Source organism: Stenotrophomonas sp. YJH_SMC_110, assembly GCF_059369255.1.
Map to the genome: position 1 here is coordinate 80,351 of NZ_JCAFSM010000003.1, position 20,916 is coordinate 101,266.

General features: G+C 66.6%; 13 protein-coding genes. 2 read left to right on the forward strand and 11 right to left on the reverse strand.

The window, feature by feature from the left end; translation table 11 throughout:
* Positions 1-4 precede the first annotated feature (4 nt).
* From fucP to AC5P6H_RS07435, 3 genes are all read right to left on the reverse strand, one after another.
* A complete protein-coding gene (gene fucP / locus AC5P6H_RS07425) occupies positions 5-1,318 on the reverse strand; it encodes an L-fucose:H+ symporter permease (protein ID WP_032957977.1) in 1,314 nt (437 codons plus the stop codon).
* A 60-nt stretch (positions 1,319-1,378) separates the two neighbouring features.
* Positions 1,379-2,428, reverse strand: a complete 1,050-nt coding sequence (locus AC5P6H_RS07430; protein ID WP_014646964.1) for a LacI family DNA-binding transcriptional regulator — start codon at positions 2,426-2,428, stop codon at positions 1,379-1,381.
* Positions 2,429-2,524: 96 nt separating this feature from the next.
* Positions 2,525-4,990 (reverse strand): GH92 family glycosyl hydrolase, encoded by a 2,466-nt coding sequence (locus tag AC5P6H_RS07435; protein WP_329858202.1) that lies wholly within the window; start codon positions 4,988-4,990, stop codon positions 2,525-2,527.
* 1,080 nt (positions 4,991-6,070) lie between these two features.
* On the opposite strand from AC5P6H_RS07435, the gene AC5P6H_RS07440 reads away from it, so the two are divergent.
* Complete coding sequence (locus tag AC5P6H_RS07440; protein ID WP_495202439.1) at positions 6,071-9,148, forward strand: TonB-dependent receptor; 3,078 nt, start codon at positions 6,071-6,073, stop codon at positions 9,146-9,148.
* A 201-nt stretch (positions 9,149-9,349) separates the two neighbouring features.
* A complete protein-coding gene (locus tag AC5P6H_RS07445; RefSeq protein ID WP_008267227.1) occupies positions 9,350-9,544 on the forward strand; it encodes a heavy-metal-associated domain-containing protein in 195 nt (64 codons plus the stop codon).
* Positions 9,545-9,622: 78 nt separating this feature from the next.
* Here the strand turns inward: AC5P6H_RS07445 and cueR are convergent, their stop codons facing one another.
* The 8 genes from cueR to AC5P6H_RS07485 all read right to left on the reverse strand — a co-directional run bounded on the left by cueR (position 9,623) and on the right by AC5P6H_RS07485 (position 20,847).
* Positions 9,623-10,078 (reverse strand): Cu(I)-responsive transcriptional regulator, encoded by a 456-nt coding sequence (gene cueR, locus AC5P6H_RS07450; RefSeq protein ID WP_329858196.1) that lies wholly within the window; start codon positions 10,076-10,078, stop codon positions 9,623-9,625.
* Between the two features lie 11 nt (positions 10,079-10,089).
* Positions 10,090-12,591: a heavy metal translocating P-type ATPase gene (locus tag AC5P6H_RS07455; RefSeq protein ID WP_495202440.1), complete on the reverse strand. Its 2,502-nt coding sequence runs from the start codon at positions 12,589-12,591 to the stop codon at positions 10,090-10,092.
* A gap of 150 nt (positions 12,592-12,741) precedes the next feature.
* A complete protein-coding gene (locus AC5P6H_RS07460; protein ID WP_495202441.1) occupies positions 12,742-15,699 on the reverse strand; it encodes a TonB-dependent receptor plug domain-containing protein in 2,958 nt (985 codons plus the stop codon).
* A gap of 352 nt (positions 15,700-16,051) precedes the next feature.
* Positions 16,052-16,783 (reverse strand): copper homeostasis protein CutC, encoded by a 732-nt coding sequence (locus AC5P6H_RS07465; RefSeq protein WP_495202442.1) that lies wholly within the window; start codon positions 16,781-16,783, stop codon positions 16,052-16,054.
* Positions 16,780-17,778 (reverse strand): glycosylasparaginase, encoded by a 999-nt coding sequence (locus AC5P6H_RS07470; protein ID WP_041863371.1) that lies wholly within the window; start codon positions 17,776-17,778, stop codon positions 16,780-16,782. Before AC5P6H_RS07470 ends, AC5P6H_RS07465 begins: the two co-directional genes overlap by 4 nt.
* A gap of 51 nt (positions 17,779-17,829) precedes the next feature.
* The gene (locus AC5P6H_RS07475) at positions 17,830-18,852 is read right to left on the reverse strand and encodes a glucokinase (protein WP_495202443.1); all 1,023 of its coding nucleotides are present in this window, start codon (positions 18,850-18,852) and stop codon (positions 17,830-17,832) included.
* 84 nt (positions 18,853-18,936) lie between these two features.
* Positions 18,937-19,221 carry a hypothetical protein gene (locus AC5P6H_RS07480; RefSeq protein WP_005409434.1) on the reverse strand — a complete coding sequence of 95 codons (285 nt, stop codon included), beginning with the start codon at positions 19,219-19,221 and terminating at the stop codon, positions 18,937-18,939.
* A 36-nt stretch (positions 19,222-19,257) separates the two neighbouring features.
* A complete protein-coding gene (locus AC5P6H_RS07485) occupies positions 19,258-20,847 on the reverse strand; it encodes a calcineurin-like phosphoesterase C-terminal domain-containing protein (protein ID WP_495202444.1) in 1,590 nt (529 codons plus the stop codon).
* Between the last annotated feature and the right edge of the window lie 69 nt (positions 20,848-20,916).

Genomic DNA, 20,916 nt, shown 5'->3' on the forward strand with positions numbered 1-20,916 from the left:
GGACTCAGCCTCCCTGCGTTGCGGAGGCCGGCGTACGCGCGCCGACCAGTCCGTAGAAAATGATGTAGCCGTAGCACAGCAGCGGCAGGATGAAGCTGGCCTGCACACCGATGTGGTCGGCCAGCACGCCCTGCAGGTACGGCACCACGGCACCGCCGACGATGGCCATGATCAGCAGGCTGGACCCCTTGTTGGTCAGCGGGCCGAGGCGCTCGATGCTCAGCGCGAAGATGGTCGGGAACATGATCGAGTTGAACAGGCCGATGGCCACCACCGAGTACAGCGCGACGTTGCCGGAGCTCAGCATGGTGGTGACCAGCAGCGCCACGTTGACCAGCGCGAAGATCGCCAGCAGACGGCTGGGCGAGAAGCGCGCCAGCAGCGCCGAACCGGCGAAGCGGCCGATCATCGCCATCGTCCAGTAGGCAGACACGTAATGCGTGGCCTGCTGCTCGCTGAAGCCACCGATGTTCGGCATCGACAGGTAGTTGACCAGGAAGCTGCCAATCGACACTTCGGCACCGACGTAGAAGAAGATGCCCAGCACGCCCAGCAGCAGGTGGCGCTTGCGCAGCGCATCCAGGTAGCTGTGGTGGTGGCCCTGGTCGGCCTGCTCGGTGGCGTCGCTCAGCGCCGGCAGGCGGAACAGGAATACGAACAGCGCCAGCAGCACCAGCGCCACCGCCAGGCCCACGTACGGACCCTGCACAGCCTGCGCCTCGGCGGCACGGTAGGCCAGCTGCTCGGCGGCCGGCAGCGCCGCGATGTCGTCAGCGCTCTTGACCGTGTTGGACAGGATCAGCATGCCGCCGAAGATCGGGGCGATGGCCGTGCCCAGCGAGTTCAGCGCCTGCGCCAGGGTCAGGCGGCTGGAGCTGGTCTGCTCCGGGCCCAGCAGCGCGACATAGGGGTTGGCGGCCACCTGCAGCACGGTAATGCCGGTGGCCAGCACGAACAGTGCGCCGAGGAAGGCGCCATAGACGCGCAGTTCGGCCGCCGGCCAGAAGCCCAGCGCGCCGATGCCGGCGATCACCAGGCCGGCGACGATGCCTTTCTTGTAGCCCAGCGCCGCCACCAACCGCCCCGCCGGCAGCGACATCAGGAAATAGGTGCCGAAGAAGGTGAACTGCACCAGCATCGCCTTGGCGTAGTTCAGTTCGAACACCGCCTTCAGGTGCGGGATCAGGATGTCATTGAGGCAGGTCAGGAAGCCCCACATGAAGAAGATCGTGGTGACGACAGCCAACGCCTTGCCGTTGGTGACGGCGGGTGCGTTGCCCGAGGAACCCGATGGACGGGGCGTTGCGGAAATCGGCATGCGGTACGCGCCTCGATGCGCGGAAGGTCGTTGTTGCGTGGAAGGGGTGTATGAAAGGAATCAGTTCGGTCGCGCAGCACTGCTTTCGCGGATGCGCAGCTGCACCGGCGCGACCGTGCGCCGTGGCGGCGCATCCGGTTCGTCCAGCCGTTGCAGCAGCAGCGCGGCCGCTTGCCGGCCACGCTCGCGCGGGTCGGCAGTGAGCGTGGTCAACGGTGGCACCGCCACCGCAGCCTCGGAAATGTCATCGAAACCAGTAACGGCAAAGTCGCCACCGGGACGGATGCCACGCGAGTTCAAGCCCAGCATCAGGCCCAGCGCGACGGTGTCGTTGTAGCAGACCGCCGCACTCGGACGATGGCCATCGGCAAACAGTTCATCGGTGCGCGCTGCTGCTTCCAGGCGGTTCGGCGCCGACTCGATCATCCAACCCGGCGGCAGCGACAGCCCGGCCTCGGCCAGCGCCTGCTGGAAACCGGCGCGGCGCTGGTGGCAGGAACTGGATGCGGCGTGGCCGCCGAAGAAGGCGATCTGGCGATGGCCGCGCTCGATCAGGTGGCGCGTGGCCAGATAGGCGCCGTGCTGGTTGTCCAGGGTCAGGAAGTCCCAGTCAGCCCCGGCCAGTTCGCGGTTGAACAGCAGCACGTTGGCATTGGCGCCCAGCGCCTGCCGCAACTGCGCGGTGTCGCTGCCCTCGGCAGGCGACAGGATCAGGCCGGCCGGGGTGTGCTCCATCAGCGTGGACAGCACGGCCTGCTGGCGCTCTGGCGATTCCCCGGTGCTGCCCAGCAACGTCACGTAACCGCGCCCGCCCAGCGCCTCGTCCACGCCTGACGCGAATTCGGCGAAGAACGGGTTGGACAGGTCGTTGATCACCAGCGCGATGCTCGACGAGGTGCGCCGGCGCAGGTTGGCCGCCGCGCGGTTGTAGACATAGCGCTGGCGGCGCAGCTCGGCCTCGACCTTGGCGCGGGTATCGACATTGACCAGCGGGCTGCCGCGCAGCACCAGCGACACGGTTGCCCGTGACACGCCGATCGCACGCGCGATGTCGGTCACCGTCACCGCCTTACCGGCGCGCTTGCTGGGACTGCTGCCGTTGTCGTTCATCGTCTTCCCGGACTCCGCTGGAAGCTCAAGCCTAATGGATCAGGGCCGTGTCGTGCCGTGCCGTTCGCTGGGTCACCGCGAACGGCACAGTCCGGCTCAGCGCAGCTGGCTGCCCGGTGCCGCGCACCAGGATACCGGCAGATCCTTCACCGCCGTGCCCCAGCCCTGCTCCGGCACCTTCGCATCCAGCGCAAAGCGCACGCGCGGGCCCTGCTGCAGGCGGTTCCAGTCCAGCCACACCGGTGCATGCGCCTGGCCATCGACCTGCACGCCCTGCACATACTGCAGGCGGCGGCCATCGGCGCCCGGCGCGTCGATGCGCAGGGTGCGGCCATTGCCCATGTCCACTTCCACCTTGCTGAAGCGCGGGGTGTGCAGCAGGAACTGGCCGCTGCCCGGCACCGCCGGGTACACGCCGATGGCACTGAACAGGTACCAGGCCGACATCGTGCCGAGGTCATCGTTGCCGGTCACACCGTTGGGGGCATTGGTGAACAGCTGCTGCGCCGCACGCACCACGGCCGCGGTCTTCCACGGCTGGCCGATCAGCGTGTACAGCCACGGCGAGTGCAGGTCCGGCTCGTTGTTCGGGTTGTAGCGGAACTGGTTGTAGTAGCTGTACGGCCCGACCACCCACGCCTTGCGGGCGGCATTGAGCGGATCGGCCTGCAGCGCGTCCATCGCGAAGAACGCATCGAGGCGGCGGCCCGCCTGCTCGCGGCCGTCCATCGCTTCGACCAGGCCCGGCACGTCCTGCTGCGCCAGCCACTGGTACTGCCACGCCGTGCCCTCGTGGAAACCGTGGTGCGAACGCGGGCTGTAATGGCCGTCGGACGGGGTGTACCACTGGCCGTCCTCGGTACGCGGGCGCGGGAACCCGGTGAAGCCGGTCTCGGCGTCGCGCACCTGCGGGTCCCACACCTTGCGCCAGTTGCGGCCGCGCTCGCGCAGCGTCGCCGCATCCTGGGCATGGCCCAGGCCGTCGGCCATCTGCGAGAGCGCGCAGTCGGCCAGCGCGTACTCCAGCGTGGCCGAACCACCGTGGTGCGGATCGACGTCCATGCCCTTGGACGGGAATGCACGGTCATAGGCCACGTAGCCCTTGTCCAGGTAGGTCGGGTTGCCGGAGCGGCCGGCCATGCGCGAGTTCAGCGGCGGCGTGCCGAAGGCATTGCGGCGCAGCGCATCCCACGCCTGCGATTCACGGCCCTTGAGTGCACCGAAGCGCCACAGGTCGACCATGAACGGGGTGACCGGATCGCCGGTCATGATGTTGGTTTCGAAGTTGGCATAGCCCCAGCGCGGCAGCCAACCGCCCTGCTCATCGATCGCCAGCAGGGTGCGGCCGATGTCGCGCGCCACGTCCGGGCGGGTCAGTGCCAGCCACTGGTTCTGCGCGCGATAGGTATCCCACAGCGAGAAGTACTCGTAATAGGTCCAGCCATCGGCACGGTGGATGCCATCGTCATAGCCGCGGTAGCGGCCATCGGCATCGTTACCGGTCATCGGCTGCAGCAGCGCGTGGTAGACCGCGCTGTAGAACACGGTGCGGTCATCGGCGGTGCCGCCCTGCACGCGTACACGGCCCAGCTGCTCACGCCAGGCCTGCTGCGACAGCGCGCGCATGCGGTCGAAACCGAGCAGCGACCCACCCTGCATGCCCTCGGCACGCAGGTTGGTGCGCGCGCCTTCGGCATCCACGTGCGAGATCGCGCTGACCGCCGTCACCGACTGGCCCTTGGCCAGGTCGAAGCTGAGCCAGGCACCGTTCGGCTTCTGCTCGCCTTCCATGCTGTGGCGCGCGCCCGGCAGGCCGCCGCCCTCACCCCAGGTGCCATGCGCCTTGAACGGACGGTCGAACTCGATGCGGAACCAGGTGGTGTACTGATGGCCGCCGCAGAAACTCTTGGTAACCAGCTTGCCCTCGACCACGCGGTCGCCGACCACATCGACCACGCTGCCGATCACCGAATGGCGCTCGTTGGCCTGGCCGACATTGACCAGCACGTGGCCATCGCCACTGCGCTGGCTGAAGGTGTAGCGCTCGGCCGCGGCACGGGTACGCGCGGTCGCCTCGGCATCGATGCCGCCGTAGCTGGTCAGCCGCACCTTGTAGTAGCCGGCCTGGCCGACCTCGCCATCGTGGGTGTAGGACGCAGCGTAGGCCTTGTGGTCGAACTGCCTGGCGTTGCCGGTATCGAAATCGCCGCCCGGACCGATCGAGCCTGTGACCGGCAGCACCGACACCTGGCCGCCCTGTTCCCAGCAGCCGGCACCGGAGATGAAGGAGTGGCCGAAGCCACGGATCTTCTCGTCGTCATAGCGCCAACCCGAATAGTGGCTGCCGATCGGGCTGACCTGGATCAGGCCGAACGGTGCCGACGCACCCGGGAACGTGTTGCCGTCGTCCTTGCTGCCGATGAAGGTGTTGACCTCGCGCTCCAGCGCTGCCGGCGCGGCCTGCAGCAGCATCGGCGCCGCCGACAGCGCAAGCAGGCAGGCCAGGCGCACCAGCGGGCGCGAGGATGATGGGACGGCGGGAGCGGACGGCACTGGACGCATGTCGGGTTCCTGTAGTCGATGACGCAGAGACAGACGGCCCGGGCCTTCCGGCACCGTTCCGCTGAGCTCTGCCTGGACCGGCAGAAGGCTCCCCCTGGAATGACGCCCGACCCACGTGACCGTGGATTTAGATCGATTCAAGTAGAGCATGCAGGTTCAGCCGAATGCATTCTGCGGCGCAGCATGAGGGTGTATTCGGCACGGCTGCGCCCTGCACCCTGCGGTAGTGCCGGCCGCTGGCCGGCAACCTCAGAAGCAACAGCCGAAGCAACAGCAAAAGCCGGCGATCCGTGGAATGGCGGGGTGGGTCCGGTTGCGGGGGACGCCGTAAACCCATCCCTGGGGGCTTGGCCGCGGCATCCATGCCGCGGACACCCCCGCAACCGGACCCACCCCGCCTTCGACAGATTTCCGCGATCTGTGGATGGATCCACGCCATGCGTGGATGAATCTCTGTCAGATATCGAAATCAATCCGGGGTCAGATCCGTTTTCCAACGGAAAACGGATCTGACCCCATGACCCCATGTCGTTCCAGGATCAGTCCAACCGTCACCGGGAAACTGTCAAAGGTGGGGCGGTGTGGGCTGGCAGGACCGTTGGCGCCATGGATGGCGCCATCGAGCCCCCATGGAAGGGTTTACGGCGTGTCCTGCCAGTCCACACCGCACCGCCAAACCCAGACAACCCAGAGCCGCTTTGGCTTTGGCTCTTGCCGGCCAGCGGCCGGCACTACCCGCAGGTGCAGGGCGCAGCCCTCCCGCCCCCCCCCCCCTCCCTGCGCACGAAAACGATTTCACTGATTTCAGCAAACCGTCATCCCTACGCCACGCCAGTACCATATTGCGGAGCAGCATGCGCCCAAGGACGACCCATGCTAAAAATCGCCCGCCCATCGCTTAGATCGATCCAAGACGACGCTGCGATGGCCGGGAGTTGGGGGAGCAGCAACAGGACGTACACCAGGCCACGCGTGCGGTGCTACTGCCACTGCATGGCGACAGCGACAAATTCACTTCAAATTAGATCGATTCAAGTTGTCCGTGCCACGTCACCGGATCAATCCAGGAGAGAGGGAGAGATGGGAATGAAGCATTCAACACGTACGCACGGCCAGGACGCATTGTCGCTGGCCATCGCGCTGGCCCTGGCTGCCGCCGTCATTCCGGCAGGCGCCGCCGCGCAGCAGGCCACGTCCACCGGCTCGCAGGACGCCACGACTCTGGACAGCGTCCAGGTCACCGGCTACCGCTACGCCATCGAAAAGAGCCTTGAGCAGAAGCGCGACGCCAACGCCGTTGTCGAAGTGATCACCGCCGAGGACGTCGGCAAGTTCCCCGACAAGAACGTGGCCGACGCACTGCAGCGCGTGCCCGGCGTGGTCATCACCCGCAGCGGTGGTGAAGGCAAGAGTGTCAGCGTGCGCGGCCTTGCGCCGGACCTGACCCTGACCCAGTTGAATGGCAACTACGTGGCCACGTCGGAAACCAACGACGAAGCCACCCGTTCGTTCAACTACACCCTGCTGCCGTCGAACATGCTGTCCAGCGCCGAGCTGTTCAAGTCGCCGGAAGCCCGCATCGACGAAGGCGGCATCGGCGGCACGGTCATCCTGCACACGCGCCGTCCGCTGGACATGGAGTCCAACTCGGGCTTCGTCACGCTCGAGGGCACCTCCTCCGATACCCACCACGATATCGACCCGCAGGCCTCGGCCCTGTATTCGTGGCACAGCAAGGATGAGCGCTTCGGCGTGCTGGTCGGCGTGACCCAGCAGAAGCGCACCACCCGCACCATGGAGGCCAGCACCGAGGACTACCAGTGGTACGGCGCCGGCAAGGCACGCGACGCCTATGGCAACGTGCAGCAGCAGGATGGCATCCACTACTGGTGGGGCAAGTCCGGCTTCAACAACCAGACCGGCGGCAACTACAGCGACTTCTTCATGCCGACCTCGGTCAACTTCGCGGTGAAGGAAGAAAAGCGCGAGCGCAAGGGCGGCCAGCTGACCTTCCAGTTCAAGCCGGTCGACAACGTCACGATGACCGCCAACTACTTCCGCTTCGAACTGCAGGGTGACTACACCCAGAACATGCTGAAGATTCCGGAATGGAGCATGGCGCGCTACAACCAGGACGGCAACTGGGCCGGAGGCCGCCTTCTCAATGGCCTGGACTTCGATGCCAGCGGCAACACCGTCACGGGTGCCCAATTCGAAAAGCTGGCTGGAAAGACCTACTACTGCAGCGAAGACCAGGCCAAGGCCGCCGGCCTCAAGCCCGGCGGCTGGGGCCCGGACGACTGCACGATTCCGACACCGCAGCTGACCGGTGGCTACAGCAAGGAAAAGGCGTTGTCGCAGACCGCCGACCTGACCATCGACTGGGACATCAGCCCGCTGTGGAAGGCCTCGTTCACCGGTGGCCGCACCTGGTCCGAAGGTGGTCCGTCGATGAACTTCCGCATGTCGGCCAAGCCGCGCCGCAAGGTCGGCAACGACTACCTGTCCGGTAACCAGTACAGCGCATGGGACCTGACCGGCACGCCGTCTGCCACCTTCTCGCCCGACCTGCAGCAGCAATTGATGAACGGCATCGCCGAAGTCGACACCGGCTCGACCGATTCGTCGTGGAAGCGCACCGAGGTCAAGCAGAACTACTTCCAGGCCGACGTGACCAAGCTGTTCGAGTCCGGTTGGCTGGATTCGATCCAGTTCGGTGCCAAATACCGTGATGGCAAGGTCCACCGCAACACGGGCAACACCTACTGGGTATGCCCGGGCCGTGACCCGGCCGACTATGACAACAGCCGCTACCAGAGTGGCTGCGATCCGACTGCCGGCGATGCGCAGCCCGGCTTCTTCCTGTCGAACCCGATCAGCAACATTGCCGGTGGCTTCAATGCCAACGTGTTCCCGGGCATCAACTACCCGGCGTACATCGACTATCTGAACAAGACCTACGGTGGTTCGCACAACCGTACCGAGGAAGACTTCGTCTACAACGTCAACGAGAAGATCTACTCCGGCTACTTCCAGGCCAACTTCCGCACCGAGCGGCTGCGCGGCAATGTCGGCGTGCGTGTGGTGCGCACCAAGCAGTTCGCGCAGTCTTCCGACTCGATCGAGAAGTTCAACGACTACTTCCTGGACAACGCGTCCGGCGCGCCGATGGCGTGCACCGACCCCGCCGCTGCGGCCTACCCGACCTACAGCTGCGAGAGCGGCTTCGTGCGCCTGCCGCATGACCTGGCGCAGAGCAAGACCCATGAACTGATCGGCGTCGACCGCACGTATACCGATATCCTGCCGAGCTTCAACATTGCCTGGGACATCACTGACACTCTGGTGCTGCGCGGCGCCGCGTCAAAGGTCATCGCCCGTCCGGGCTACACCGATATCGCCACTCCGGGCGCTCTGAGCTTCTACAGCGCCGAGTACGTCGACGATCGTCGCGTCGCCGGCGGTGCGCCGAACCCGGGTTGGGCCGGCGAAGGCAGCAACAAGCAGCTGCAGCCGTTCAAGGCCACGCAGTACGACCTGGGCCTGGAATGGTACTTCCAGCCGGGCGCCGTGGCCGGTGTCGGCCTGTTCCGCAAGGACGTGAGCAACTTCACCGTGCCGGTCGTGCGCGACACGCAGATGGCTGTCGGCGGCGAAGTGGTGACCGTGCAGAACTACAAGACCAAGGCCAATGGCCAGGATGGTGTTTCGCAGGGCGTGGAACTGTATGGCCAGTACACCTTCGATTTCGGCTTCGGCGTGCAGGCCAACTACACCTACAACGACACCAACCTGGCATCGATCGTGATTGACGGACAGAACATCGGCTCGTCGCCGCTGGTCGGCAGCGCCAAGAACCAGGCCAACGTCACGGTGTTCTACGAGAACGACAAGTTCCTTGCGCGTGCCTCGTTCAACCGTCGCGGCGAAGTGGTGGGCGGCCTGCAGAACGGCATGACGGTCTACACCGAGCCGTATGACCAGCTGGACCTGAACGTGGCCTACAACCTGACCCCGGACTGGACCCTGACCGCCTCGGTGATCAATGCCACCAAGTCGGAGCAGCGCGTGCACCTGGGAAGCGACACCAAGGCACGCCTGATCTCCAATACCTATGCAGGCCGCCAGCTGTACTTCGGCGCTACCTGGAAGTTCTAAGGCAACACCGGGTTGCCCGGGCGCGCCCCGGTGCACCCCACGCCCCGCCCTGGCGGGGACGTTCCTCCACGGCAGCCGCGCTGGTACAGGTGGCTGCCGTTTTTTGTCGGCGCCTTGCCTGTCGTTCAGCCCGGCGCTTGACCCTGCCATCGTTGGAAGGTGCACACTGACTCCATCCCAAGAGCACCGGAGGAGCTACAGATGGAATTCCATGTCGATGGCATGACCTGCGGCGGCTGCGCGCGCAGCGTGACCCGTGCGATCCAGCAGATCGATCCCAACGCCAGCGTGGTCGCCGATCCGCCGACCGGGCTGGTCAAGGTACAGACCACCGCGTCGCAGGAACAGGTGTTCGCCGCGGTGAACGATGCCGGCTTCCCGCCTCGCACTGCCTGATTTCCTGCACTGCATCCAGAACCAAGCCCGCCCCGTGCACTGTCACAGGGCGGGCTTTTTCATGCACGCGATATCGATTCAATGCTTCTGTGCGCGTCGCCGCACCGCGCCGGTCTTGGCGGCGACGACCGGCACCGGGGCATCACGGTCTTCGCCCAGCCGCTCCAGGATCGGGCATTCCGGGCGCTCGTCGCCCGCGCAGCAGCTGATCAGCGACTTCAACGTGTCGGCCATCTGCCGCATGTGCTCGATGCGTTGCTCCAGGTCGGCAATGTGCTGTTCGGCCAGGTGCTTGACGTCGGCGCTGTGCCGCGAGGTGTCGTTCCACAGGCCCAGCAGATCGGTGATCTCGGCAACCTGGAAGCCAAGATCGCGCGCGCGGCGGATGAAGCGCAGGCGGTGGATGTCCGCCTGCGAGTACGCCCGGTAGCCCGACTCGGTGCGATCAGCCGCAGGAATCAGCCCGATCTGTTCGTAATAGCGGATCATTTTCGCCGACACGCTGGAGGCCTTGGCGGCTTCACCGATATTCATGCGGTTCTCCCTCAATGGATCGCGGCGGGGGCGTCCGCCATCGGCGGCTGGAAGCGGCGCAGGCGCAGCGCGTTGCCCAGCACGAACACGCTGGACAGTGCCATCGCACCGGCCGCGAACACCGGCGACAACAGCACGCCCCAGACCGGATACAGCACGCCGGCCGCCACCGGAATCAATGCGGTGTTGTAAGCGAAGGCCCAGAACAGGTTCTGGCGGATGTTGCCCAGCGTTGCCTTCGATAGTGCAATGGCATTCGGCACGCCCTGCAGGTTGCCCGACATCAGCACCACATCGGCCGACTCGACCGCGATATCGGTGCCGGTGCCGATGGCCAGGCCGACATCGGCCTGGGCCAGCGCCGGCGCATCGTTGATGCCGTCGCCGACGAAGGCGACATGGCCATGTGTGGCCTTCAAGCGGCGCACCGCCTCGACCTTGCCTTCCGGCAGCACCTCGGCCACCACTTCGTCGATGCCGAGCTGACGCGCGATCGCCTGCGCGGTCCCGGCGTTGTCACCGGTGATCATCGCCACCTTAAGGCCAAGCTGATGCAGTGCCGCGATTGCGGCCGGCGTGCTCGGCTTGATCGGATCGGATACCGCGATGATTGCGGCCAGGCGGCCGTCGATGGCGGCATACAGCGGCGACTTGCCCTGGGTGCCCAGCTCTGCCGCCAGCGTCGCAAACAAAGTGATGTCCACGCCCAGGTCGCGCATGAAGCGATCGGCACCGACCTCCACCCGCGCACCATCAACGTTGGCACGCACGCCCATGCCGGTGACCGATTCGAAATCGACCATCGACGGCAGCGCGATGCCCTGCTCGGTGGCTGCATCGACGATGGCGCGGGCAATCGGATGCTCCGAGCGCGACTCCACCGCCGCCACCGCCGCCAGCACCGTGCCGTGATCAAAACCGCTGGCGATCTCCAGATCGGTCAAGCGCGGGCGGCCCTCGGTCAGCGTACCGGTCTTGTCCACCGCCACCACCTGCGCGTCCTTCAGCAGCTGCAGCGCCTCGCCCTTGCGGAACAACACGCCCATTTCAGCGCCACGGCCGGTCCCGACCATGATCGAGGTCGGCGTCGCCAACCCCATCGCGCACGGGCAGGCAATGATCAGCACCGCCACCGCATTGACCAGCGCGAAGCTCAGCGCTGGCGAGGGCCCGAAGATCAGCCAGACTGCGAAGGTCGCCAGCGCGGCCAGCATCACCGCCGGCACGAACCACAGGGTGACCTTGTCGACCACCGCCTGGATCGGCAGCTTCGAGCCCTGCGCCTGTTCGACCATGCGGATGATCTGCGCCAGCATGGTCTGCGCGCCCACCGCCGTGGCACGTACCGTCAGTGCGCCCTTCTGGTTGACCGTACCGCCCACCACGCTGCTGCCCGGCTGCTTCTCGACCGGGATCGGCTCGCCGCTGATCATCGACTCGTCGATGTAGCTGCGGCCCTCGACCACCTCGCCGTCGACCGGCACGCGCTCGCCCGGGCGCACTTCCACCACGTCGCCGCTCAGCACTTCATTGACCGGGACATCCACCGTCCGGCCGTCACGGACCACGTGGGCAACCTTCGCCTGCAGATTGACCAGTCGCTTGATCGCCTCGGAGGTGCGGCCCTTGGCCCGGGCCTCAAGGAAGCGGCCGAGCAGGATCAGCGCAACGATCACCGCCGCTGCTTCGTAGTAGACGTTCACCGTGCCCGCCGGCAACAGCGTCGGCAGGAACGTGGCCACCACCGAGTAGCCAAACGCTGCGGCAGTGCCCACCGCCACCAGCGAATTCATGTCCGGCGCCAGCCGCAGCAGCGCGGGGATGCCCTTCTGGTAGAAGCGGCGGCCCGGGATGGCGAGCACCAGCGCGGTCAGCACGAACTGCAGGTACCAGCTGGCCTGCATGCCGATGGTGGACATCACCCATTCGTGCATGCCGGGGATCAGGTGCGACCCCATCTCCAGCACGAACACCGGCAGCGCCAGCGCGGACGCCACGATCAGGTCGCGCTTCAGTTCGGCGCGCTCGGCATCCTTCTTTTCCGCGGCCTCGTCATCGGACTGCACGCCGGCTTCAATCACGCGTGCGTCATAGCCGGCCTTGTCGATCGCGGCGACCAGCGCTGCAACTTCCGCCACGCCACGCACCGTGGCGCGCTCCGTGGCCAGGTTCACGCTGGCCTGGCTGACGCCGGGCACGGCCAACAGCGCACGTTCGACTCGGCCCACGCAGGACGCACAGGTCATGCCCTCGACCGACAGCTCGGTGGTGGCAGCGGGCACGTCGTAGCCCACCCGCTCCACCGCCTGGATCAACGCGGCCCGATCGACCGGACCGGACGGGCGGATATCCGCGCGCTCGGTGGCCAGATTGACCGAAACACTGCCCACGCCTTCGACCCTGGACAGCGCCGCCTCGACCCGGCCGACACAGCTGGCACAGGTCATGCCCTTGATGGGCAGGCTGATGGTGGCAGGGCTTGCGGGGGCTGCAGTGGCGCGGGGCGTGCTCATGATCGGATTCCCGGGGCTCCTTCTGGATGCGGACAGGCTAAACCTTGCCATCGTGGGAAGGTCAAATCCAGCCTGTCCGCAGTTCCTGAATGGGCACCCGGGTGTCCATATCCACGCATGGCGTGGACCTACCGGCGGAGGCAGGTCACCTCAGAAGGTGAACACATACTCCAACGCGAACTCGCGGCCGACCGCGCCCAGCAGGCGGGTCGGAGCGAAGTCGTAATCCAGCTTGTACGGGTCCTTGTGGTTCCAGCTGGCGGCGTTGAAGGCGTTGTTGACGTACACGTTTACCTTCGCGTGTTCGGTCACCTGGTAGCCCACGTTGAAGTTCCAGGTGATGAACGGCCCCACTCGACCGTAGTAGCGCGCCGTCTGCTGCCCGGCGTTGGGGTTCGGGTTCACCGAACCATCCGGCAGCCGTGCCGGCTCCAGGCAGTTCAGCGACGGGCTGTCACTGGGCACGTAGCCATCGGCGAACGGCAGGCAGCCACCAGGGTTGTCCAAGCGGTCGGTACCCCAGTGGTAGCGCACGCCCGGCACCGAACCGATGCGGTCGGCATAGACATTGGCGTTCCAGTTGCCGCGCTGCCAGGCCAGGCTCGCGCGCAGCTTGCTGCGCAGGTCACGATCGCGGCGTTCCGGATTCGGGTCGGCGGCGTAGCGTTGCTCCTTGGTCGAGATCTGGTTGGTGTAGTTCACGCCCAGCTGGAAGCTGCCCCACCGCGCGGTTTCCAGGCGATAGCGCGCGGTCAGGTCGATGCCGCGCACCTCGCGGCTGGCCAGGTTGAACGGGCCGCGCTCGATCGATACCAGGCGACCGTTGCTGTCACGGTTCACGCGGGCCAGGATGCCGGCGCAGTACTCGCCACCGGCCGGGTTGGCCCATGGCGTACCGTCCATGTTCTTGCCGGTCAGGCAGCCGGCCTCGCTGGCCAGCACCTCATCGGCGCCGACGTCGACGATCATGTCTTCCAGCTTGATCGCCCAGTAGTCGGCACTGACCGACAGGTTCGGCAGCACGTCCCAGACGAAGCCGACCGTCCACGAATCACCGGTCTCCGAGCGCAGCAGCGGCGTCCCACGCCGGTTCACGTCGAACGTGTACCAGACGTCGGTGTTGCCCACGCCACAGTTGTTGACCAGGTACGTGCCGCTCTGGATGCAGCGCAGGCGGTCATAGGTCTGCACTTCCGAACTGCTCGGCTGGCCCAGCAGGTAATGCATGTCCGGCGCATGGAAGCTGGTGGCGTACGAGCCACGCACCAGCAGCGATTCGACCGGGCGCCATTCGAGGCCGACGTTCCAGGTGGTTTCCTTCTGGCTGCCGATGTCCAGCGCTTCGCTGCTGTCATCGGCCTTGTAGTTGCCATAGCGGTCGTAGCGCGCGGCCGCAGTGGCGGTCACGCTGTCCAGCAGCGGGATCTTGAACTCGACGCCGGCCGAGTAGCGGGTACGCTCGCCGCCGCCGCGATCGACATTCTGCAGGTCGAAGTCGATGCCAGCGCGCGGGTCCGGACTGAGGTGATAGCCCTGCTGCGCGACTTCAGCCACCGCCGCAAACGAAATCGGGCCGGCCCAGCCCTGGAACAGCTCGCCGGTGATATCCGCCGACGCCTGGTTGACCCATGACGCCGCGCGGTTCTTCGCCACGGTCCCCATCTGCCAGTACTGGTCCGGCGTCAGCGGGTTCCACCAGCGCGATTCGTTCAACGCATAGATCGCCTCGCCATCGGCGGTGGTGCCCAGGCGCGGGCCAAGGAAGTAGTCATACGACTTCTGCTTGTCGACCACGTTCTGCCGTTCTTCCACGCGGTAATAGGAACGCCCCACCGTGGCACTCCAGTCAAAACGGTCGGCCAGGCGCCCGCGCAGGCCCGCGCTCCAGTCCCAGGACAGTTCGCGGTTGGTGTTGCGCAGCGTATCCAGGCCCCCGACTTCGTTCGGGGTGAACTGGCGCACGCCCAGGATCGGCCGGTTGCGGTTGGCATCCCAGTAATAGCCGTTGTCATCGTCGATCAGCGACACGCCGGGCGGATTGGTGCCCCAGATCGCTTCGGAGCGATACACCGCGAGGTTGGTCCAGGCCTGCAGGTCATTGCTGAAATCGAAGGTGGCGTACAGGTTTCCGGACACGTTCTCGGCGCCGCCGGTAAGCAGCCAGTTGGCGTAGTCGGCGCTCATGCCGCACAGGCGGCCGGTGTTGGTGATGCGGTTGGCGGCGTAGTTGTAGACCAATCGATCGGCGGTGTAATACTCGCCGTCGAATTTTTCGCAGGTGCCGGTGGGCGGCGCCAGGCGCTGGCCCGTGGTCGGATCGATCAGCGCCAGACCGGCGGTGGGACGGAAGCCGACCTTGCGTTGTTCCATGTTCCAGGACGGGTACGGCGCATCGTCGGCATCGTCCATCTGCGGGCGATCACGCCCGAACAGCGGGTCGCGCTTGGTGTACTGCAGCGCGTAGGTCACGCTCCAGTTTTCGCCGGTCTTGCCACCGGCCCAGGACAGATCCCAGGTATCACGTCCGCCTTCGCTGGAAGTGCCGCCGCGCACGCGCACTTCGTCGCCGTCGTAGTTGGTTTTGAGGATGACGTTGACCACGCCGGCGATCGCATCCGAACCGTAGATGGCCGAGGCGCCACCGGTCAGCACTTCAATGCGCTCCACCGCCGCGGCCGGAATGTTGCCGTAGTTGGAGAAGTTGGTTTCGCCACCGTAGGGCAGCGGGTAATCCGCTACACGACGGCCATTGACCAGCAGCAGCGAGCGGTTCGGGCCCATCCCGCGCAGGTTCAGGCCGCTGGCATTGGGCGTATGCGAGCCCCATTGCGATGCGGCTTCAACGGTGCCTGTGGCCTCGGTGAGGGTCTTCAGCGCGTCGTACACGCTGACAAAGCCTTCCTTCTGGATCTGCGCGGCGGTGATCACGTTGACCGGCGCCGGGCCCTCGACGCTGGCGCGCTTGATGCGCGAGCCGGTGACGGTGACCGCGTCCAGATCCTTGGTGGACGAACTGGCAGCTTCCTGCGCGCTGGCTGCCAGCGGCAACAGGGCCAGGATCAGGGCCTGGGACAGCAGGTGGCGACGCTTGTGGACGATCTGAGCCATGGGTGGTTGCTCTTCGAAGATGTGGACGCACGGGCGGGCGGTGGCGCGGCACTACGACGGATCCAGGCGCTTGGATCGGTTCACGACCGATATGGCACCTCCCCTGTGGATCGATCCAAACTAAAGCACAGCTGAACCACGCCCGGCATGCGGCAACGCAGCAACAGCCGGCGGATTGCCGCTATCGGCTGCCGGTGCCCAGAACAATCAAAGGGTTGCGAAACATCGCTGACAGAACAGCGCACGAAGTAGTGACATGATCACGACAACCGCGCGCGGAACGGTTTTGTCCGTCGCGGGACAGCGCCGGGGTCAGAGCCCTTCTGCGAAGGGATCCGACCCTGGGCAGCGATCAGCCGTCCAGCGCCTGCCGCAGCGCGGCCACGGTAGCGGTGGCGGTCTGGCTCCAGTCCGGGTCCAGACCGCGCAGCGCCGGGTTCTGGAACTGCATCGCCGAGCGGCGCAGGCCTTTTGCGGAGGCGTGCAGTTCGGTACAGCCGGTCTGCCGCGCGACGGTTGCGATGTTGCCCGGGGCCAATCCGGCGCCAGCCATCACCGTGATGCGCCCCGCCGCCTGGGTGACCAGGCCCGCCAGCACATCGGCACCGGCCTCGACGCTGACCTGCCCGCCCGAGGTCAGCACGCGCTGGCAGCCCAGCCCGATCACCTGCTCCAGCGCCGCCGGCAGATCGCGGGCGGCGTCGAAGGCGCGATGGAAGGTCACCTGCAACGGCCCGGCGGCCTGCACAAGTTCCCGGCACAGCGCCAGGTCGATGCCGCCCTGCACGTCCAGCGCGCCGATCACCACACCATCGCAACCCAGCGCGCGGCACTGCGCGATGTCACGCAGCATCAGTTCGGTTTCCAGCGCGTCGTAGTGGAAGTCGCCCGGGCGTGGCCGCACCAGCACGAACAGCGGAATCGACAGGCGCTCGCGGGCCATCGCGATGCTGGCGAACGACGGCGTGGTGCCGCCCTCGGCCAGGTTGTCGAACAGTTCGATGCGGTCGGCGCCGCCGGCCTGCGCGGCCAGCGCCGAGGCCAGCGAGTTGCTGGCGATCTCCAGGGTCCGCCGCGTACTCACGCCTGGGTGCTCGTGTAGATCGACGGCGAGTCACGCAGGTCATCCTGGCGCTGCGCATCGCACACCGCATAGACGAAGCCACGATGCAGCGCGTAGGCGCCGACCTCGCCCTGCTTGTTCATGGCCAGGAAGCACACCTGCAACGTTCTGCTCGCTTCCGGGCGCTTGCGCACCACGCGGTCGATGGCTTCACGGCAGGCCTGCGCCGGTGAACGCCCCTGGCGCATCAGCTCGACCACCAGGAACGAAGCCGCGTTGCGGATCATCTCTTCACCCACCCCCGAAGCAGTGGCCGCGCCGACGTCGTTGTCGACGTACAGGCCGGCGCCGATGATCGGACTGTCGCCAACGCGACCGTGCAGTTTCCACGCCATGCCGCTGGTGGTGCAGGCACCGGCCAGCTGGCCCTTGGCATCCAGTGCCAGCATGCCGATGGTGTCGTGGTTGTCGCTGTTGCCGGGAATGCCACGGCGCTCGGCATTGATCTGCGGCTGGTACTTCTCGGTCTTCAGCCACTCGCGCCAGGCCGCTTCGGCCTGCGGCGTCAGCAGATGCTTGCGCTCGAACCCCTGCTGCACCGCGAACTGCTGCGCGCCCTCGCCGACCAGCAGCACATGCGGGCTGTTCTCCATCACTTTGCGGGCCACCGACACCGGATGCAGGATGTCCACCAGCGCGGCCACTGCACCACAACGGCCATCGCCGTCCATGATGCTCGCATCCAGGCTCAGCACGCCGTCGCGATCCGGATTGCCGCAATGGCCAACGGTAGGGTTGCACAGCTCGCTCTCGGCCCAGCGTGCGCCCGCCTCCACCGCATCCAGCGCGCTGCCACCCTGCGCCAGCACCTTCCATGCGGCCTGGTTGGCCGGTACGCCAAAGTCCCAGGTGGAGACCACCCGGGCCCCACCCTGCGTGCGCGCCTGCACGCCCGGCAATGCCGCCATGCCTGCGGCCAGTGCACCGGCCTGCAGGAACTGCCTGCGATCCACCATTTTCCCCTCCCAGTCTGCAATGCACGGCCGGCCCGATGCCAACCCTGCCGATCAGTCGTGCGTGGGCTGCCGTGCGGCGTGCCAGACCGCTGCGCCGAGCACGCCCAGCTGGCCATGCTCCACGCGCCACACCGGCACCTGGCGCAGCACCTCGGTCAGCACGCCCTTGTTGAGGAAGCGCTCACGGAAGCGGCCATCGGCCAGGAAATCCTGCACATGCGCGGAAATGCCACCGGCCAGGTACACCGAGCGCGCGCCGACGGCGATCGCCGCGTCGCCGGCCAGGCTGCCCAGCCACGCACAGAAGACCTGCAACGTTTCCACCGCCAGTGCATCCTCACCGCCACGCGCGGCGCCGATCAGCGCCTCCGTACTGTTCCACACCGGGGTGACGCCGCGCAGTTCGCACAGGCACGGATACAGGTTCATCAGGCCGCTGCCGGACAGCACGCGTTCGTTGTCCACGTGCGGCCAACGCTGCAGCAGACGGCCCAGCACCTGCAGTTCCAGCGCGTTGCCGGCGCCCAGCGCGGCATGACCGATCTCGCTGGCCAGCACCGGACGCTCGCCATCAGCGAAACGCAGCGCGGCGCCCAGCCCGGTACCCGCGCCCAGCACCAGCGCCGGGAAGGCCTTCGCCGGATCGGCGTCACCGTTCAGTGGCACCAGGGCTTCCGGCTGCAGGTAGGGGATGGCCAGCGCCACCGCTTCGAAATCATTGATCAGCTGCAGGTCGTGCAGCCCGGACTGCGCGCGGGTGGCCGACAGCGAGACCGTCCACGGCAGGTTCGAGTTGATCAGCACATCGCCATCCAGCAGGCCAGCGATGGCGACCACCGCGGTCTGCACCGGGTGGCCGAGGCCGGCGGTGAAATCGGCGAGGATCGCGGCCAGGCTGGAATGCTCGGCACAGGCATAGGTACGGTGGCTGCCCAGCAGCGGCGTCTGGCCGGGTCGGCTTTCCGCCAGCGCGAGCCGGGCAAAGGTGCCGCCGACATCGGCGACGACCAGACGGCGCGGAAGACCGCCGCGGGCGGAGTCGGAGGAAACCGTTGACGCTGCTGCGATGGTCACGCTGGCCTGCTTGGATCGATTGAATCGCCCCGATTCTCAGGCATCGGGACGGCTTTGCCTAGCGCGCCGGTGGTTCAGGTGAACCTACATGCCTTCCTGTTCGGCCACCTGCACCCCATCCACCAGCACGCGCAGGCGCTGTGGGCGGAAGCCGGCGAACAACAGCGGCCGGGTGCGCTCGACCAGCACTTCGTGGCCGGCGATGTGGCGCAGCCACGACTGTACCAGCGAGAACGAGAAGTGGGTGCCCGGATGCAGCGGGTGCTGCACCCAGACCTTCTCGGTGGCGCTCTGCAGCAGCATCGCGCCGGTGAACCAGTGGCGGCTGAGGGTCACCGGTGTGGTGCCGGCCATGAAGCGGATATCCATGCGGGGTCCTTTCGCTGGAGCGCTGGTGCGCGGGGGTCAGGGCTGGGCAGTCTGCAGGCTGTAGCTGGTGGTGGCGGTGAACACTGCGCCATCAGGCTGGGTGGAGCGTACCTCGACCTTATGGCTGCCCACTGCAAGATCGGTCGGCAGCGCGCCACGCCACAGGTGCGGCGACGCAGTGGCCTCCGGCGAACGGTCGTAGCCGCGCAGGCTGCTGGCCAGATCATCGGCCACGTTCTCCACCATCAGGCGCGGGTCGGGCTGGCTGACCTGCTTCATCGGCTGCCAGGCGCCGCCATCGACACGGTACTCGACCACGCTCCGATCCTCGCCCATGTAGACGTTGGCGTAGACACCCCACGCCGGGTAGGCCCCCTGGCGCAGCACCTTCGGCGCGTGCAGGCCGATCTGCTCGCTGGCCGGCCTGCCGGCCACGCGGTACTGCAGGCGATAGCTGCCGTTGCCGGCCACGTCGAGCAATGCATAGCCCTTCGGCGTGCCGTCGCTCATGGTGCTGTCCGGCACGCCAGCGGCATTCTTCACGCCCGACCAGAACGCACCGCAGTTGGCACCGACGTTGTATTCGTGCAGCGGCTTGTCGCCGTTCCAGCCCTCGGCCTTGCCGTGGTAGACGTGCTGCTGGGTGTGGCTGTGGCCGCTGAGCACCAGTACGTTGCGGAAGTCCTTCAGCAGGTCGAACAGGCGCTGGCGGTCAGCATGGCGGAAGGTCTCGCGCCCCGGCGCCGCGTCGAACAGCGGGATGTGCATGCCCAGCACCAGCAGGCGGTCCTTGTGCAGGCCCTTCAGGTAGCTGGCGAGGAAGGCGAACTGGTCTTCGCGCAGGCCGCCGATGTACTTCGGCCTGGCCTTGGGGTTGTACACCACGTCGTCCAGGAACACGAAACTGGCGCCGCCCTCTTCCACCGCGTAGGTGTCCGGGCCGTAGATGTTGCGCCAGCTGTCCAGTGAGTGTTCGTCGCTGGCCGCATCGAAGTCGAGGTCATGGTTGCCCGGCACGTGGAACCACGGCACGCCGAGTTCGGTGGTGACCTTGTTGATCGCCGGGTACAGGGTCAGGTCGTCGTTGACGATGTCGCCCAGGGTGGTGCCCATGCGTGCCCTGGTCTGGCCGACCAGTGGCGCCACGATCGACTGCTGGTAGTAGCCGATGTCCTTCAGGCTGGCGGTCTGCGAATCGGTGAACACCAGCATCTGGAAACCACGACGGCTGTCATGCCGATCCGACTGCAGGGCGAAGTCCCAGTTGCGGGTGACGTCGCTGGTCGCGGCGATGCCCCCGTACTTCAGCGCCGGCGAGCCGTTCGGGCGGTAGTGGCGCCAGAACGAAGGCAGGCCGTCCGCCGCCTTCGGGAAGGCGTAGGCATCGGGCTTGATCACGAATACGGTCTGGCCGTCGCGCACCGGCAGGCTGTAGCTGCCGTCAGCGGCAGTCTTGACGATGGTCTCGCCGTTGGAAACCTGCACCCCGGCCAGGCCCGGATCGGTCGCACCGCGGCCGGGCTTGCCGTCACGCTCCAGATACACCTTGCCGCTGACCACGGTGTCCGCGGCCCAGGCCGGCGAGGTCAGCAACAGGCAGCACAGCCAGGCGGCAGGCAGTTTCATGGGCGGTCCGGGAAAGAAGAAGACCACCTATTGTAGAGCCGAGCCATGCTCGGCTGCATTGCAGAGGTG